At 69.6% G+C, this 15,841-nt stretch carries 14 protein-coding genes; 5 read left to right on the top strand and 9 right to left on the bottom strand.

Annotated elements, in window-relative coordinates; translation table 11 throughout:
• Positions 1 to 112: 112 nt before the first annotated feature.
• Entirely contained in the window at positions 113 to 937 is an 825-nt protein-coding gene (locus tag A33M_RS07285; RefSeq protein ID WP_008385255.1) for an ABC transporter permease, read from the bottom strand.
• The gene (locus A33M_RS07290; RefSeq protein ID WP_040619665.1) at positions 934 to 1,944 is read right to left on the bottom strand and encodes a daunorubicin resistance protein DrrA family ABC transporter ATP-binding protein; all 1,011 of its coding nucleotides are present in this window, start codon (positions 1,942 to 1,944) and stop codon (positions 934 to 936) included. The genes A33M_RS07285 and A33M_RS07290 overlap by 4 nt, the downstream gene beginning before the upstream one ends.
• Positions 1,945 to 2,222: 278 nt before the next feature.
• On the opposite strand from A33M_RS07290, the gene gltX reads away from it, so the two are divergent.
• The 4 genes from gltX to A33M_RS07310 all read left to right on the top strand — a co-directional run bounded on the left by gltX (position 2,223) and on the right by A33M_RS07310 (position 7,446).
• Positions 2,223 to 3,695 (top strand): glutamate--tRNA ligase, encoded by a 1,473-nt coding sequence (gltX, locus tag A33M_RS07295; RefSeq protein WP_008385260.1) that lies wholly within the window; start codon positions 2,223 to 2,225, stop codon positions 3,693 to 3,695.
• Between the two features lie 173 nt (positions 3,696 to 3,868).
• Positions 3,869 to 5,176 carry a citrate synthase gene (gltA, locus tag A33M_RS07300; RefSeq protein ID WP_008385264.1) on the top strand — a complete coding sequence of 436 codons (1,308 nt, stop codon included), beginning with the start codon at positions 3,869 to 3,871 and terminating at the stop codon, positions 5,174 to 5,176.
• Between the two features lie 339 nt (positions 5,177 to 5,515).
• On the top strand, positions 5,516 to 6,370 hold the full coding sequence (locus tag A33M_RS07305) for a HAMP domain-containing protein (protein WP_083850353.1): 855 nt from the start codon (positions 5,516 to 5,518) through the stop codon (positions 6,368 to 6,370).
• 284 nt (positions 6,371 to 6,654) lie between these two features.
• Complete coding sequence (locus A33M_RS07310; RefSeq protein ID WP_008385273.1) at positions 6,655 to 7,446, top strand: DUF2189 domain-containing protein; 792 nt, start codon at positions 6,655 to 6,657, stop codon at positions 7,444 to 7,446.
• 17 nt (positions 7,447 to 7,463) lie between these two features.
• Here the strand turns inward: A33M_RS07310 and A33M_RS07315 are convergent, their stop codons facing one another.
• The 4 genes from A33M_RS07315 to yajC form a co-directional block, all read right to left on the bottom strand.
• A complete protein-coding gene (locus A33M_RS07315; RefSeq protein ID WP_008385275.1) occupies positions 7,464 to 7,847 on the bottom strand; it encodes an Mth938-like domain-containing protein in 384 nt (127 codons plus the stop codon).
• 25 nt (positions 7,848 to 7,872) lie between these two features.
• Complete coding sequence (gene secF / locus A33M_RS07320; protein ID WP_008385277.1) at positions 7,873 to 8,871, bottom strand: protein translocase subunit SecF; 999 nt, start codon at positions 8,869 to 8,871, stop codon at positions 7,873 to 7,875.
• A gap of 16 nt (positions 8,872 to 8,887) precedes the next feature.
• Positions 8,888 to 10,495 (bottom strand): protein translocase subunit SecD, encoded by a 1,608-nt coding sequence (secD, locus tag A33M_RS07325; protein ID WP_008385279.1) that lies wholly within the window; start codon positions 10,493 to 10,495, stop codon positions 8,888 to 8,890.
• Between the two features lie 75 nt (positions 10,496 to 10,570).
• Entirely contained in the window at positions 10,571 to 10,918 is a 348-nt protein-coding gene (gene yajC / locus A33M_RS07330; protein ID WP_008385281.1) for a preprotein translocase subunit YajC, read from the bottom strand.
• A 228-nt stretch (positions 10,919 to 11,146) separates the two neighbouring features.
• On the opposite strand from yajC, the gene A33M_RS07335 reads away from it, so the two are divergent.
• On the top strand, positions 11,147 to 12,052 hold the full coding sequence (locus A33M_RS07335) for an ATP-binding protein (protein ID WP_008385282.1): 906 nt from the start codon (positions 11,147 to 11,149) through the stop codon (positions 12,050 to 12,052).
• A gap of 287 nt (positions 12,053 to 12,339) precedes the next feature.
• Here the strand turns inward: A33M_RS07335 and A33M_RS07340 are convergent, their stop codons facing one another.
• The 3 genes from A33M_RS07340 to A33M_RS07350 form a co-directional block, all read right to left on the bottom strand.
• Complete coding sequence (locus A33M_RS07340; protein WP_008385284.1) at positions 12,340 to 13,884, bottom strand: peptidoglycan DD-metalloendopeptidase family protein; 1,545 nt, start codon at positions 13,882 to 13,884, stop codon at positions 12,340 to 12,342.
• A 233-nt stretch (positions 13,885 to 14,117) separates the two neighbouring features.
• Positions 14,118 to 14,885, bottom strand: coding sequence for an ABC transporter permease (locus A33M_RS07345; RefSeq protein ID WP_008385287.1), 768 nt, complete (start codon positions 14,883 to 14,885; stop codon positions 14,118 to 14,120).
• Complete coding sequence (locus A33M_RS07350) at positions 14,882 to 15,823, bottom strand: ABC transporter ATP-binding protein (RefSeq protein WP_008385288.1); 942 nt, start codon at positions 15,821 to 15,823, stop codon at positions 14,882 to 14,884. Before A33M_RS07350 ends, A33M_RS07345 begins: the two co-directional genes overlap by 4 nt.
• Positions 15,824 to 15,841 lie beyond the last annotated feature (18 nt).

Raw genomic sequence — 15,841 nt, forward strand, 5'->3', positions numbered from 1 at the left:
CCCGTGTCTATGTGCCAAATTCGTGTCGGTGCGCCAAGGGGCGAGGACCACCTTCGCCCTAGAAGCCGGGATTTTGGCCCGGCGGCCGGCGTTCCGATGGCGGCCGCCCCGCTCATCGCCTGAGATAGAGCCACAGCGTCAGCGGCGCCAGCAGCAGGGTCAGCACCGCCGGCGCGATCAGCGCGAGCGCGACCTCGCCGAGCGTCGCGCCGCCGCCCATCAGGCCGCGCAGCGCGGTGGTCGTCAGCGAGATCGGGTTGACCGCCACGAAGGCCTGCAGCCAGGCCGGCATCGTCGTCGGATAGACCATGATGTTGGAGGCGAAGACGAGCGGAAAGAGAACCGTGAAGCCCATCGTCATCACCGTGGTCGGGGTCCGGATGACGAGCCCCAGGACGATGAAGATCCAGCCGAACCCGAAGCCGATCGCGACCAGCAGCGCGAAGCCGGCGACGACGCCGGGAACGCCGTTCTCCGGCCGGTAGCCGAGCACGAGACCGATCGCCAGGATGAGGGTGCCGGCGATCAGGTGGCGCAGCACGTCGCCGACCATCAGCCCGGCGAACGGCGCGAGCGGCCAGATCGGCAGCGAGCGGAACCGGTCGAACAGCCCCTTGTCGAGGTCGGTCGACAGGCCCATGCCGGAATAAACCGAATTGAAGACGACCGTCTGCACCAGGATGCCGGGCAGCAGATACTGCAGATAGTCGCTCGCCGATCCCGCGACCGCGCCCCCGAACACGAAGGTGAACAGCAGCGTGAACATCACCGGCGACATGACGATGTCGAAAAACTGCTCCGGCACGTGCTTGAACTTCAGCACGGCACGCCACCCGAAGCCGAGCGCGTTCGACAGCGCCGACGGCCGCGGCGGACGCGCCACTCGCGCGATCGTCACCCACGCCGCCGACACGGGCTCGTTCGATCGCTCGCTCATCGACCCCCCTCCTCTGGCGCGGCTTCGGCATTGCCGGTGAGCGCGAAAAAGACCTCCTCGAGGCTCGGGCTCCCCATCGAGAAGCCGGCGATCTCGATGCCCGCCGCCGTCAGCGCGCCGAGCACACGGTTCGCCTCCACCGCCGAGGCGACCGGCCCGGACAGCGCGCCCCCTTCGGGGCTGTGTTGCACCGGCGCGCCGAGCAGGCGGGCGAGCTGCCCCCTGGCCGCCTCGAGCTGCCCGGTATCGGCGAGCGTGACGTGCAGGAAGCCCGAGCCGGTCGCGGCCTTCAGCTCGCGGCTGGTGCCTTCGGCGATCTTGCGCCCGTGGTCGATCACGGCGATCCGCGCGGCGAGCTGGTCGGCCTCCTCGAGATACTGCGTGGTCAGCAGGATGGTGACCCCCGACGATGCGAGGCCGCGGATCATCCGCCACACCCCCTGTCGCGCTTTCGGGTCGAGCCCGGTGGTCGGCTCGTCGAGGAAGAGAAGCCCCGGCGTGACGACCAGCGAGGCGGCGATGTCGAGGCGCCGCCGCATGCCGCCGGAATAGGTCCGGACCTGCCGCCGCGCGGCGTCGGCGAGGTCGAACGCGGCGAGCAGATCGTCGGCCCGCGCCCATGCCGCCCGGCCGCGAAACCCCCACAGGCGCGCCAGCAGGACGAGGTTCTCGCGGCCGGTCAAATCCTCGTCGAGCGAGGCGAACTGCCCGGTCATGGCGATGCAGCCGCGAACCTCGCCGGGTGCCGTGAGGAGGTCGTGGCCCATGACGGTGGCCGCGCCGGCATCGGGCCGCGCGAGCGTCGCCAGCATGCGCATCAGCGTCGTCTTGCCGGCGCCGTTCGGCCCGAGGATCGCGAAGATCGTGCCGTGCGGGACCTCGAGATCGACCCTGTCGATCGCGGTCACCGCGCCGAAGCGCTTGGTCAGCCCGCGCGCGAAAACGGCCGGCGCTCCGGCCGACGCCACCCCCGCCGGCAGGCTCGTCACTGCAATCGTGTCGGTCATGATGGCGGTGTCGTTCGCCCGGATCACACGGCCCGTCAAGCCGCCCGGCGGCATCCGTTTGGTCGCACCGCGCGGTGGCCGGGCACCGCGTCGCCGAGCCGCCCGGCGTGTCCCGCTGCTCGGTCCCCGGTGTGGGCATTGTGGGGCGCCGTGGGAGCGCCGGCCGAACGCCGGATTGCTCTCCGCCGAGACTGTGATAGGAGGGGCCGCGCCTGCGCCCGCGCCAGAGGGGCCTTCCGTCGTCACCGGCCCGCCGCGGCCTCTCACCCGCCGAGATCATGACCGACACCGTCGTTACCCGCTTCGCTCCCTCGCCCACCGGATTCCTGCACATCGGCGGGGCCCGCACCGCGCTGTTCAACTGGCTCTATGCGAAAGCGCGCGGCGGCAAGATGCTCCTGCGCATCGAGGACACCGACCGCGAGCGCTCCACCCAGGCCGCGATCGACGCCATCCTGGACGGGCTCGCCTGGCTCGGCCTCGATTGCGACGGCGACCCGATCTATCAGTTTTCCCGCGCCGACCGGCACCGCGAGGTGGCCGAGAGCCTGGTCGCCGACGGCGGCGCCTATTACTGCTACGCCTCGCAGAGCGAGCTCGACGCCATGCGGGAAAAGGCACGCGCCGAGGGCCGCACCCGGCTCTACGACGGCACCTGGCGCGACCGCGACCCGTCCGAGGCGCCGGCCGGCGTGAAGCCGGTGATCCGCCTCAAGGCGCCGCTCGCAGGCGAGACGGTGATCGAGGACGCGGTGCAGGGCCGGGTCGTGTGGCAGAACGAGAATCTCGACGACCTCGTGCTGCTGCGCTCCGACGGCACGCCGACCTACATGCTGGCGGTGGTGGTCGACGACTACGACATGGGCGTCACCCACGTGATCCGCGGCGACGACCACCTCACCAACGCCGCCCGCCAGAAGCAGATCTACGACGCGCTCGGCTGGACCGCGCCGACCTTTGCCCACATCCCGCTGATCCACGGGCCGGACGGTGCCAAGCTCTCGAAGCGCCACGGCGCGCTCGGCGTCGACGCCTACCGGGCGATGGGCTACTTGCCGGCGGCGATGCGCAATTATCTCGTGCGGCTCGGCTGGAGCCACGGCGACCAGGAGATCTTCTCCACCGAGGAGATGATCTCCGCGTTCGACCTGCCGCAGATCGGCCGCTCGGCGGCGCGCTTCGATTTCGCCAAGCTGGAAAACCTGAACGGCCATTACATCCGCGCCACCGCCGACGCCGACCTGCTCGCCGCGCTGGAGGGCGTGCTGCCCTACGTCCCCGAGGGCGCCGAGCTCGCCGGCAAGCTGACGCCGGAGCTTCGTTCGACGCTGATCGCGGCGATGCCCGGGCTGAAGGAGCGCGCCAAGACGCTGGTCGACCTGATCGACCTCGCGCGCTGGGTCTATGCCGACCGGCCGCTCGCGCTCGACGACAAGGCGAAGAAGATTCTCACGCCGGAGGCGCAGGGCGTGCTGGCAGGGCTGGTCGAGGCACTGACGCCGGTCGAGCCGTGGACGGCGCAGGCGACCGAGGAGGCGGTGCGCCGCTTCGCCGAGGCGCACGCGCTCAAGCTCGGCGCGGTCGCCCAGCCGCTGCGCGCGGCGCTGACGGGACGCGCCACCTCGCCCGGAATCTTCGACGTGCTCGCCGTGCTCGGCAAGGCCGAGTGCCTCGCCCGCCTTCGCGATCGCGCCGCGCCGGCGGCGCCCCCCTCGCCGAACGCCGTCTCCGCTCCCATATCGGAGGCGTGATACCCCCTCGCCCCCGCCTGCCGGCCCTCCGTCACGACACCCCCGCCCATCGCGGCACCGGTTGCTGCACCGTGGCAGATGCGCTACGCAATCGCGGTCGAGCGGCACGACTCCCAGTCCATCCCCGGCCACGCGAGCGCAAGCTCGGCTGACCCCCATCGATCGAGGATCCAATGGACGCCAAGACGAGCGCCTCTACCAAGAGCGGGACCCTGAGCCTCGGAAATACCCAGTACGATTTCCCCGTATACGAAGGGACCATCGGCCCCGACGTGCTGGACATCAGCAAGCTCTACGGCCGGACCGGCATTTTCACCTACGATCCGGGCTTCACCTCGACCGCGAGCTGCGAGTCGAAGATCACCTATATCGACGGCGACGAAGGCATCCTGCTCTATCGCGGCTACCCGATCGAGCAGCTGGCCGAGAACGGCGACTTCCTCGAGACCTGCTACCTTCTGCTCTACGGCGAGCTGCCGACCGCGGCCGAGAAGAAGGACTTCGACTACCGGGTCACCCGCCACACCATGGTGCACGAGCAGATGGTGCGGTTCTATCAGGGGTTCCGGCGGGACGCTCACCCGATGGCGGTGATGGTCGGCTGTGTCGGTGCGCTGTCGGCGTTCTATCACGACTCGATCGACATCTCCGATCCGCACCAGCGGATGGTCGCCTCGATCCGCATGATCGCCAAGATGCCGACGCTCGCGGCGATGGCCTACAAATACACGATCGGCCAGCCGTTCGTGTTCCCGAAGAACGAGCTGCCCTATTCGGCGAACTTCCTGCGCATGTGCTTCTCGATTCCCTGCGAGGAGTACAAGGTGAACCCGGTTCTCGCCCGTGCGATGGACCGCATCTTCATCCTGCACGCCGACCACGAGCAGAACGCCTCCACCTCGACGGTGCGGCTGGCCGGCTCGTCGGGCGCCAACCCGTTCGCCTGCATCGCCGCCGGCATCGCCTGCCTGTGGGGCCCGGCGCACGGCGGCGCCAACGAGGCGGCGCTGAAGATGCTGGCCGAGATCGGCAAGCCCGAGCGCATCCCCGAGTTCATCAAGCGCGCCAAGGACCCGAACGACTCGTTCCGCCTGATGGGCTTCGGTCACCGCGTCTACAAGAACTACGACCCGCGTGCGAAGATCATGCAGACCACCTGCCACAAGGTTCTGGCGGAGACGGGCGTCAACGACGACCTGCTCGAGGTGGCGATGGAGCTCGAGCGCGTGGCGCTGCACGACGAGTACTTCATCGAGAAGAAGCTCTATCCCAACATCGACTTCTATTCGGGCATCACCCTCAAGGCGATGGGCTTCCCGACCAGCATGTTCACCGTGCTGTTCGCGATCGCCCGCACCGTCGGCTGGATCGCCCAGTGGAAGGAGATGATCGAGGATCCGAGCCAGAAGATCGGCCGTCCGCGCCAGATCTACACCGGCTCGCCGCGCCGCGAGTACGTGCAGATCGACAAGCGCGACTGAGGGTTCGGCGGCCGGGCATCGGCCGTCGCTCGACAAGACGAAAAGACGGGGCACCGCCAGTGCTCCGTCTTTTTTCGTCTGCTCTCTTCGACGTTCGGGGCGCCCTCGCCCGCGTCGGCATACCGCCGGCCGCCGCGCGCGCCATGCCGCCGCCACCACGGCGTACCGACACGCGAGGGACGAGGCTGCGGATTCACCGCTTTTACGATCCCGTGAATTCCGGCCCGCGCGCAGCGTGATATCGTCGCGCGTGTTTTCGGTTTTCGTTCCGTCGCCGCCCGTCGGCGGCAGCGTCCCCTGTCAGCGTGGGAGCGTCCCTTTCATCGTGGGAGAACGACGATGCCTCTGTTCGGAAATCAAAGTCTCGGTCAGAGACTCGCGATGCTGGTGCTCGGCGTCGCGGTGTTCGTGGCGGTCGCGGTCGGCGCGATCGGCGACATGATGCTGCAGCGGGTGGAGACCGACCTGACCCAGGCGCGGCTGCCGAGCGGCCTCGCCTCGCTCGACCGGCTGGTCGACCAGGGCGGCGCCACCGTCAGCCCGGTGATCGGCGCCGACGGACGGGTGGTCGGCATGGTGGTGATGCAGAAAGGCGCCGGGCCGGCGGTGATCCCCGCCTCGCTGGTGCCGCAGGGCTCGGTGCAGCGGGCGGCCGTTCCGGTCGAGCCCGCGACCGACGCCACCGCGATCGCCGAGATGCGCAAGACGCTGATGGTCGCGAGCGCGCTGGTGCTCCTGGTGGTCGGCTTCGTCGGCATGCAGATGGCGCGCAATTTCGCCGAGCCGCTCGGCCGGCTGGCGACCCAGGTCGACAAGCTCGCCGCCGGCGACACCGGCATCAAAATCGCCGCGCCGCTGCGGACCCGCACCGACGAGGTCGGCCGGCTCGCCCGCGCGACGATGAAGCTCGAGGACCGCATCGTCGAGCTGGAGCGGCTCGCCACCCGGCGCGGGACCACGGCGCCGACGGCGAGCGCCTCGGGCGGCGGCATGGTGACCGCGATCTTCCGCGAGATGTGGTCGGGGCTCGCCGGCCTGTTCGGCATGGCCGGTGAAGGCCGGCCAGCGGCGAAGACATCCGGTGGAGGCCGGCCGGCAGCGAAGAAATCCGAAGCCGAAGCATCGCCGTATTGGGATTCGTTCAAGTCCTGGTTGACCGACGATCGCAAGCCGGTGCGGCCCCGCACGGCCTGAACGTTCATCCACGACCAAATGCGGAGAGCGCGCGAGTTTTTCGCGCGCTCTCTTTTTTGCCGGCGCGATCGTCGACCGCGATGCAGGGACGTCCGGAGGCCGAACCTTCGTTCGCGCCTTCCATTCATCGCTTCGCTCGACGGTGTCGAAAAACCTCTCGCACGATCGTGACTCCCGGCCGCTCGTCCCGGTCGCGCGGCCCATGCATTGTCCCGGTTGCCGATGGTCGCACCCCGGCGCCCCGGTGCCGGCCGAAACCCACCACCGACCCGCGGGGAGTATTCATGGCAACGCCGCACGTCTTTGCCGGAGCCACCGACGAGCCGGTCCGCCCGGCGATCCGCACGATAAACCTGTCCGACCTGCGCGACGCGCTCGCCCGTGGGGTCGACGATTTTCGCGCCATGCCGACCCACGTGATCTTTCTCGCTCTGCTCTATCCGGTGGTCGGGCTGCTGCTCGCCCGAGCGAGCTTCGGCTACGAGCTGATGCCGCTCCTGTTTCCGCTGGCGGCCGGGTTCGCCCTGCTCGGCCCGGTGGTGGCGCTCGGCCTCTACGAGCTCAGCCGCCGCCGCGAGCACGGCCAGTCGACCGCCTGGACCGACGCCTTCCGGGTGCTGAACGCCCCCTCGATCGACGCCATCGTCGCGCTCGGCGCGGTGCTCATGGCGGTCTTCGTCGTGTGGATCGCGATCGCCCACGCGATCTACGTCTCGCTGTTCGGCTACGGCTCGCCGGCCTCGGTGTCCGCCTTCGTCGCCGACGTGTTCGGGACGCCGCACGGCCGCCGGCTGATCCTGATCGGCAACGGCGTCGGCTTCCTGTTCGCCCTTCTGGTGCTGACGATCAGCGTGGTGTCGTTCCCGATGCTGCTCGACCGCGAGGTCGGCGCGGTCACCGCGGTGCAGACGTCGGTGCGGGCGGTCGCCGCCAATCCGGGGCCGTTCGCGGTGTGGGGTCTGATCGTCGCCGGCTCGCTCGCGCTCGGCTCGCTGCCGTTCTTCGTCGGGCTCGCGGTGGTGCTGCCGGTGCTCGCGCACGCCACCTGGCACCTCTATCGCCGCGTCGTGGAGTGACCGAGCCGAGGTCTGCTTCAGGGAACGGCGATCAGGACGGCGCCGACCCGGCGGCGCTCGGCCAGAAGCATGTTCCAGGTGCGCACCGCCGCCCCGGTGGTCATCGCCTCGACGACGATGCCGTTTTCCCGCAGGCGTGTGCGCAGCGCCTCGGGGACGGTCCAGGGCGTGAGGCCGGTGCCGATCAGAAGGATCTCGACCGGCGGGTCGCTGCCGAGCACCAGCGCGACCACCTCCTCGCCGATCCCGTCGGGCGTGGCCGCGGGCACCGCCCACACACCGTCCGGCAGGCAGGCGATCGAGCCGCGGTGCGACAGGTCGCCGAGCCGGAAGCCGCCGTCGCCATAGGCGTCGATCAGCGCCGGCCGGGGCAGATGCGGGCTCGAGCGGTCGAGCGCCATCGGCAGTGTCCCGAACCGGTGCGGGTCAGGCGCCGGCCGGCGTCGTTCCCGGCTTGGCGGCGCCGCCCGCGGCCGCCTTGGCGGCCTTCTTGTTGCCGGTCGCGGCGTCCTCGGCGGCGTCGGTGCCGCGCTGGGTGCGCAGGCCGAAATAGATCAGCAGCGGCGCGGCGATGAAGGCCGACGAGTAGATGCCGACCACGGCGCCGAACAGCATCGCCTGGACGAAGCTCTGGATCGCCTCCGGACCGAAGAAGAACAGGCCGAGCAGCGACAGGATGACCGTCGTCGAGGTGATCACCGTGCGGGCCAGCGTGGTGTTCATCGCGAGATCGAGCAGCTCCTCGATCGGGATGCGCTTGTAGCGGCGCAGCATCTCGCGAATACGGTCGTAGATCACCACCGTGTCGTTGACCGAATAGCCCATGATGGTCAGGACGGCGGCCACCGAGGAGAGGTCGAAGTCGAGCTGCAGCAGGCTGAAGAAGCCGATCGTCAGCACCACGTCGTGCAGCGTCGCGATGGTCGCGCCGACCGCGAACTCCCACTCGAAGCGGAACCACAGATAGATCAGGATGCCGATGATCGCCACCAGCATGCCGAGGATGCCGCTCTGCACCAGCTCCCCGGAGACGCGCGGCCCCACCACCTCGACGCGGCGGTAGTCGTAGGCGTCGCCGAGCGTGCCCTTCACCTTGGCGACGGCGGCCTGCTGGGCGGCATCGCCGCCCGGCTGCTGGGCGAGTCGGATCAGCACGTCGTTGTCGGCGCCGAAGCGCTGCAGTTGCACCTCGCCGAGATCGAGCGCCGTCAGGGTCGAGCGCAGCGTCGCGAGATCGGCCGGGCCGCTCTTCGACTGCACCTCCATCAGGGTGCCGCCGCGGAAGTCGATGCCGAAATTCAGCCCCACGGTGAAGAACAGCACCACGGCGAGGAGCGACAAGGCAGCCGACAGCGGGAACGTCACCCGCCGCCATTTCATGAACGGCAGGTTGGTGTTGTCGGGAACGAGGCGCAGCAGCTTCACGGGCGAGCTCCGAGGATCAGATCGGCACGGCGGCGGGCCGGGTCGCGCGCACCCACATGGCGACGATCAGGCGCGACAGGGTGAAGGCCGTGAACACGGTGGTGAACAGGCCGATCATCAGCGTGAGGGCGAAGCCGCGCACCGGGCCGGAGCCGAGGAAGAACAGCACCGCGGCCGCGATCAGGGTGGTGATGTTGGCGTCGAGAATGGTGGCGAGCGCGTGCTTGAAGCCGGCGTCGATCGCGTTGATGGCCGATCGCCCGGCATGCGCCTCCTCGCGGATGCGCTCGTAGATCAGCACGTTGGCGTCGACCGCCATGCCGACGGTGAGGACGATGCCGGCGATGCCGGGCAGCGTCAGCGTCGCGTTGAGGAGCGACAGCACGCCGAAGATCATGAACACGTTGATCGCCACCGCCACGTTGGCGAACACGCCCATCAGCCCGTAGGTCACGAGGATGTAGGCGATCACCAGGCCGGAGCCGACATAGGCGGCGATCTTGCCCTTCTCGATCGAGTCCTGGCCGAGGCCGGCGCCGACGGTGCGCTCCTCGACGATCGTGAGCGGTGCCGGCAAGGCGCCCGCGCGCAACAGGATCGCGAGGTCGTTCGCCGATTCGACGGTGAAGCTGCCGGAGATCTGCCCCGATCCGCCGAGGATCGGCTCGCGGATCACGGGGGCCGAGATCACCTCGTTGTCGAGCACGATGGCGAACGGCCGGCCGACGTTCTCCTGGGTGGTGTTGGCGAATTTCCGCGCGCCGGAGGTGTTGAAGCGGAACGAGACGATCGGCTCGCCGGTGCGCTGGTCGAAGCCCGGCTGGGCGTCGACGAGGTCCTCGCCGGACACCATCGCCCGCTTCTCGACCACCATCGGCACGCGCTGACCGCGCTCGGTCTCGAACAGAAGCTCGGAGTCGGGCGGCACCAGGCCGGTCTGCGCCGCCTCCTGGGCGTTGGTGGTCATGTCGACCAGCCGGAAGGAGAGCTTGGCGGTCTTGCCGAGCAACGCCTTCAGGCGGCTCGGGTCCTGCAGGCCGGGCACCTGCACCAGGATGCGGTCGGCGCCCTGGCGCTGGATCGACGGCTCGACGGTGCCGAGCTCGTTGACGCGGCGCTCGATGATCTGGATCGACTGATCGACCGACTGGCGGATGCGCTCGGCCATCGCCGCCTCGGTGACGGTGAGGCGGATCAGGCCGTCGCCGGCGTTCGAGACGTCGACCGAGCGGTTGCCGGAGCTGCCCAAAATGCCGCCGAGCGGCTGCGACAGCGTGCGGAGCTTGGTCAGCGCCTCCTGCGGGTCGCTGCCCTCGCGGATGCGCACTTCGACGGTGTCGCCGCGGGCCGACAGGCCGGTGTAGCCGATGCGGGCGTCGCGCAGCACCCGGCGGACGTCGTCACGGAGATTGTCGACCTTCTCGCGGCGCACCGCGCCCGAATCGACCTCGAGCAGGATGTGCGAGCCGCCCTGAAGGTCGAGACCCAGCACCACGTGGCGCTGGGCCCAGGCCGGCAGCTTTTGGAACACCGACTCGGGGAAGAAGTTCGGCACCGCGCATAGGCAGATGAACACCGTCAGCAGGACGATGCTCGCCGCCTTCCACCGCGAGAAGTAAAGCATCTAGTTCGTCGCTCCGATCGTCGCGCCGCCGTTGCGGCCCGCGCCGCCCCTGTCGTTTCGTTCCGCGCCTCGGCCCTATTTGGCGGAGTCGTCCTTGTCCTTCACCGGCTCGCCGCGCGACCGCACCTCGGCCACCATGCCGCGAAGCTGGCGCGCCTTCATGCCGTCGCCGAGCTCGATCTCGATCTCGTTGTCGTCGATCACCTTGGTCACCTTGGCGACCAGGCCGCCATTGGTGACGACGCTGTCGCCGCGGCGAATGTTCTTGATCATCTCCTGGTGCTGCTTCTGGCGCCGCTGCTGCGGCCGCAGGATCAGGAAGTACATGATGACGAAAATGAGGACGAACGGCAGCAGGGACATCAGCATGTCGGCGCTGCCCGCCGCTCCCGCGGCCTGGGCGTACGCAGGCGTGACGATCATGGGTCGAATCTCCATCGGAAGGTCCGGCCGCCACGGCGCGGCCCGGGGGCGTTCGGAAAGCCCCCGCCGGAAAAACCGCCGGGACTATAACGGCCGTCGGGCCGATTGCAACGCCGCCCGCCGTGTGGACGTCGCCGCCTGCGATGCGCCGGCCGGACGGTCGCCCTGCGGCCGGACGCCTTGCGGGCCGCCGTCCGCCTCGCTATGGGAACCTCCGGAAACGGACCCATGCATCAGCAATCAAACACCTCACTCCCCGCCCCCGACGTGCTCGAGCGCATCGCCGCCGCCCTCGAGCGGATCGCCCCGCCCGCGCCCGCCGCCCCCGACTTCTCCCTCGCCGACGCCTTCATCTGGCATCCCGAGGGGCATCGGCTGGCGCCGGTGCCGAAGGTCAATCGCGTCGACATGTCGCTCCTTTGCGGCATCGACGCCGTGCGCGACCTGCTGCTCGCCAACACCGAGCGGTTCGCCCGCGGCCTGCCGGCCAACAACGCGCTCCTGTGGGGCGCGCGCGGCATGGGCAAGTCGTCGCTCGTCAAGGCGGTGCATGCCGGCGTCAATGCCCGCCTCGGCGACAAGGCCGGCACGCTCAAGCTGATCGAGATCCATCGCGAGGACATCGAGAGCCTGCCCGAGCTGATGGGGCTTCTGCGCGGCACCTCGTGCCGGTTCGTGGTGTTCTGCGACGACCTGTCGTTCGACGCCGCCGACACCTCCTACAAGTCGCTCAAGGCGGTGCTGGAGGGCGGCATCGAGGGCCGGCCCGAGAACGTGATTCTCTACGCCACCTCCAACCGCCGGCACCTGCTGCCGCGCGACATGATGGAGAACGAGCGCTCGACCGCGATCAATCCCGGCGAGGCGATCGAGGAGAAGGTGTCGCTGTCCGACCGCTTCGGCCTGTGGCTCGGCTTCCACCGCTGCAGCCAGGACGAGTATCTGTCGATGGTGCAGGGCTACGTGGATCACCACGGGATCCCGGTCGCGGCCGACGTGCTGCGCCGCGAGGCGCTGGAATGGGCGACCACTCGCGGCTCGCGCTCCGGCCGCGTCGCCTGGCAGTTCATCCAGGATCTCGCCGGCCGGATGGGCGTGATGCTCGACGAGAGCAAGCCCGAGACTGCAGGCTGATACCGAGGACGACCGAGCTCGACCTCGTCCGATCGACCTCGTCCGATCGACCTCGTCCGGAGGGCCGCCGAAGCCGGCGTCTCGAGCCACGAGGCCCGACGCTCGCGCTCGTCCGTGCCCTCGTCCTTCGAGACGCGCTCCCGCGGCGTGCTCCTCCGGACGAGGCGAAACTCCGTCGCCGTCGGGTCGCGAGCTTTTCGGCTATCGTTTTCGACACCGGCCGGCCGCTCGGGCGGCCGGGTCGATCCGCGTTTCACGCGAAGGGCACGCGTGCCCACGCGTGCCCGTCACGCGCCCGGCAGATGCTGCATCGGGTCGATCGGCGCGGCGCCCTTGCGGATTTCGAAATGGAGCTGCGGCGAGGTCACGTTGCCGGTCTGGCCGGATTTCGCGATCACCTGCCCGCGGCGGACCTTGTCGTTGCGCTTGACCATCAGCTCGCTGTTGTTGGCGTACGCCGTGACGAAGCCGTCGGCGTGCCGGATCAGTACGAGATTGCCGTAGCCCTTCAGCTCGCTGCCGGCATAGGCGACGACGCCGTCCTCGGCGGCCCGCACCGCGGTTCCTTCCGGGACCGCGAGATTGATGCCGTCGTTCTGCTGCCCGTTGTTGCGGCCGAACCGGGTGATCACCCGCCCGCGCACCGGCCAGCGGAAGGCGAGCGCGCCGTTGCGCTCGGCCCGATCCTCCTCGACCGCCTCCTCCACCGGCGTGATCTTCCGGGCGGTGGCGGCCGGCTCGAGCGAGGCGACCTGGGTGTTGCGCTGCGGCTCGGGCCGCGCGGCGGAAGCCGGCGGCGGAGCGGCCGGGGCCGGCGCGGGGCGCGCCTCGGCCTGACGAACGGGCGCAGGAGCCGGTGCCGGCGTGGGCGTCGGGGCGGCGACCGGAGCCGGCGCAGCGGCGGGTGCCGGCTCGGGCGGTCGCACCATCGCCTGGCGGCCGCCGCCGCGGCCCGGGATCACCAGCGTGTCGCCCATCTTCACCATGGTGTGGGGCGCGAGATTGTTGGCCCTGGCGAGGTCGCGCAGCGGCACCTTGTAGCGCCGCGCGATGCCGATCAGCGTCTCGCCGGGCGCCACGACGTGGCTGCCGGCGGCGCTCCGCGCGGTCGGAGCCGGCGCGGGTGCGGGCGGCGGGGCGGCGACGGTCGTCGGCGAGGCGGCCTGCGGCGCGGCGCGGCCGGAATAGCGCGGGATCACCAGCCGGCGGCCGGCGCGCAGCTGCGCCGAGGGCGACAGGCCGTTCGCCTCGGCGATCGCGTTCGGCGGCACGCCCCAGCGGCGCGCGAGCTTGTCGAGCGTGTCGCCCGGCGCGACGGTCACCGGAGTGCCGCCCTCCCAGTCCCATTTCGCGGCGGTGGCGACCGCCGCCGGCTGCGGCGGCATGCTCGGCACCCCGCCGGTGTAGTCGGCCGATGCCATCCGGATCGGCGGCGACGACGAGGCCGGCCGGTAGGCCGCGGTCGACGGCCCGCCGACCGCGCGGCTCGACACCGGCGTGTAGCTCGGCGCCCGCGTGGGCGCCGGAGGCGGTGCGTACTGCGCCTGCGGCTGCGGCGGCGGCGAATAGGCAGGCTGCGGGCTGTAGGAGGACGGCGCGTAGGACGGGGTGGGCAGCGGCTGCTGCTCGACTCGCGACACCGGCGCCGGGGTCGCACGCGGCACCGAGCCGGTGGTCTCCGGGCCACGCATCGAGGCGTAGGGATTCTGGAGCGGGCTGTCGGCGAGCCTCGTGACGTCGCCGCTGCAATTGGCGACCCCGAGGCCGAACATCAGCACCACGAGCACCCGCGTGACGGAGTACGGACTCGGCTTCTCGACGATCGTACGCATCGACAGATCCACTCTACGCGACGGACGCTACAAGGACGACGAACACGCGAGGGACTTGAGCACGGATCGAGTAAAGATTGGTTTAAGGGGTATACCGTCGCTTAAGCACGACGACGCCCCGGCCGGACCCTGCCGGACCTCTCGAAAGCCTTCAAAAACAAGGCGTAAGCGCTTGAATCGAGGCACGAAAACAGGGTTTCCGCCGGCGCCACCCTCGGTTGAGGAGGCACTCCTCACGTCTTCAGACGGTAACCAGTCCGGAACATCCAGGCGATCACCGCGAGGCAGGCGGCGAGGAACGCGAGGGTCATGCCGAGGCTCACCCCGACATGCACGTCCGCGGTCTCGAAGAAGCTCCAGCGGAACCCGGAGATCAGGTAGACGACCGGGTTGATCAGCGCGACCGTCTGCCAGGGCGGCGGCAGAACGCCGATCGAGTAGAAGGTGCCGCCGAGGAAGGTCAGCGGGGTGATGACCAGAAGCGGCACCAGCTGCAGCTTCTCGAAGCCGTCGGCCCAGATGCCGATGATGAAGCCGAGCAGGCTGAAGGTGACGGCGGTGAGCACGAGGAACGTGAGCATCCACACCGGATGGGCGATGTGCAGCGGCACGAACAGCGCGGCGGTGGCCAGCACGATCAGCCCGAGCACGATCGACTTGGTGGCCGCCGCCCCGACATAGCCGAGCACGATCTCGCCATACGACACCGGCGCCGACAGGACCTCGTAGATCGTCCCGGTGAAGCGCGGGAAATAGATGCCGAACGAGGCGTTGGCGACGCTCTGGGTCAGCAGCAGCAGCATGATCAGGCCGGGGACGATGAAGGCGCCGTAAGGAACCCCGTCGATCTCGTTGATTCGCTGGCCGATCGCCGCGCCGAACACGATGAAGTAGAGCGAGGTCGAGAGCACCGGCGAGACGATGCTCTGCAACAGCGTGCGGCCGGCGCGCGCCATCTCGAACACGTAGATGGCCCGGACGGCCCGGAAATTGGTGATCATGCGCGCTGCCCGACCAGATCGACGAAAATGTCCTCGAGCGAGCTCTGCACGGTGTCGAGGTCGTGAAAGCGGATGCCGGCCTCCGACAGATCGCCGAGCAGCCGGGTGATGCCGGTGCGCTCCTCGCGGGTGTCGTAGGTGTAGACGAGCGCCCTGCCCTCGTCGGACAGCGCCAGCCGATAGCCGGACAAGCCCTCGGGCACCGTTTCGAGCGGCTCGTTGAGGCGGACCAAAAGCTGCTTCTTGCCGAGCTTGCGCATCAGCGTCGCCTTGTCCTCCACCAGCACCAGCTCGCCGTGATCGATGATGCCGATGCGGTCGGCCATCTCCTCCGCCTCCTCGATATAGTGGGTGGTGAGGATGATGGTGACGCCGCTGTCGCGCAGCTGCCGCACCACCGCCCACATGTCCTTGCGCAGCGCGACGTCGACGCCGGCGGTCGGCTCGTCGAGAAAGAGGATGCGCGGCTCGTGGGCGAGCGCTTTCGCGATCAGCACCCGGCGCTTCATCCCGCCGGACAGCGTCATGATCTTGCTGTCCTTCTTGTCCCACAGCGAGAGCGAGCGGAGGACCTTCTCGACATGGGCCGGGTCCTTGCGCTTGCCGAACAGGCCGCGGCTGAACGAGACGGTCGCCCACACGGTCTCGAAGGCGTCGGTGGTGAGCTCCTGCGGCACCAGCCCGATCAACGCGCGGGCGGCGCGGTAGTCGGTGGCGATGTCGTGGCCGTCGACCGAGACGGTGCCGGCGCTCGGCCGCACCAGGCCGCACACGGTGCCGATCAGCGTGGTCTTGCCGGCGCCGTTCGGGCCGAGCAGCGCAAAAATCTCGCCGGAGCGGATGTCGAGGTCGATGCCCTTCAGCGCCCGAAACCCGGTCGCATAGGTTTTCGCGAGACCACGGATGGCGATGACGGGGGGACGATCGGGCGGCTTCATGGGCGGGTGTTCCGAAAC

It is taken from the genome of Rhodovulum sp. PH10, assembly GCF_000293785.1.
In the GTDB taxonomy this organism is placed as follows: Bacteria; Pseudomonadota; Alphaproteobacteria; order Rhizobiales; family Xanthobacteraceae; genus Rhodoplanes.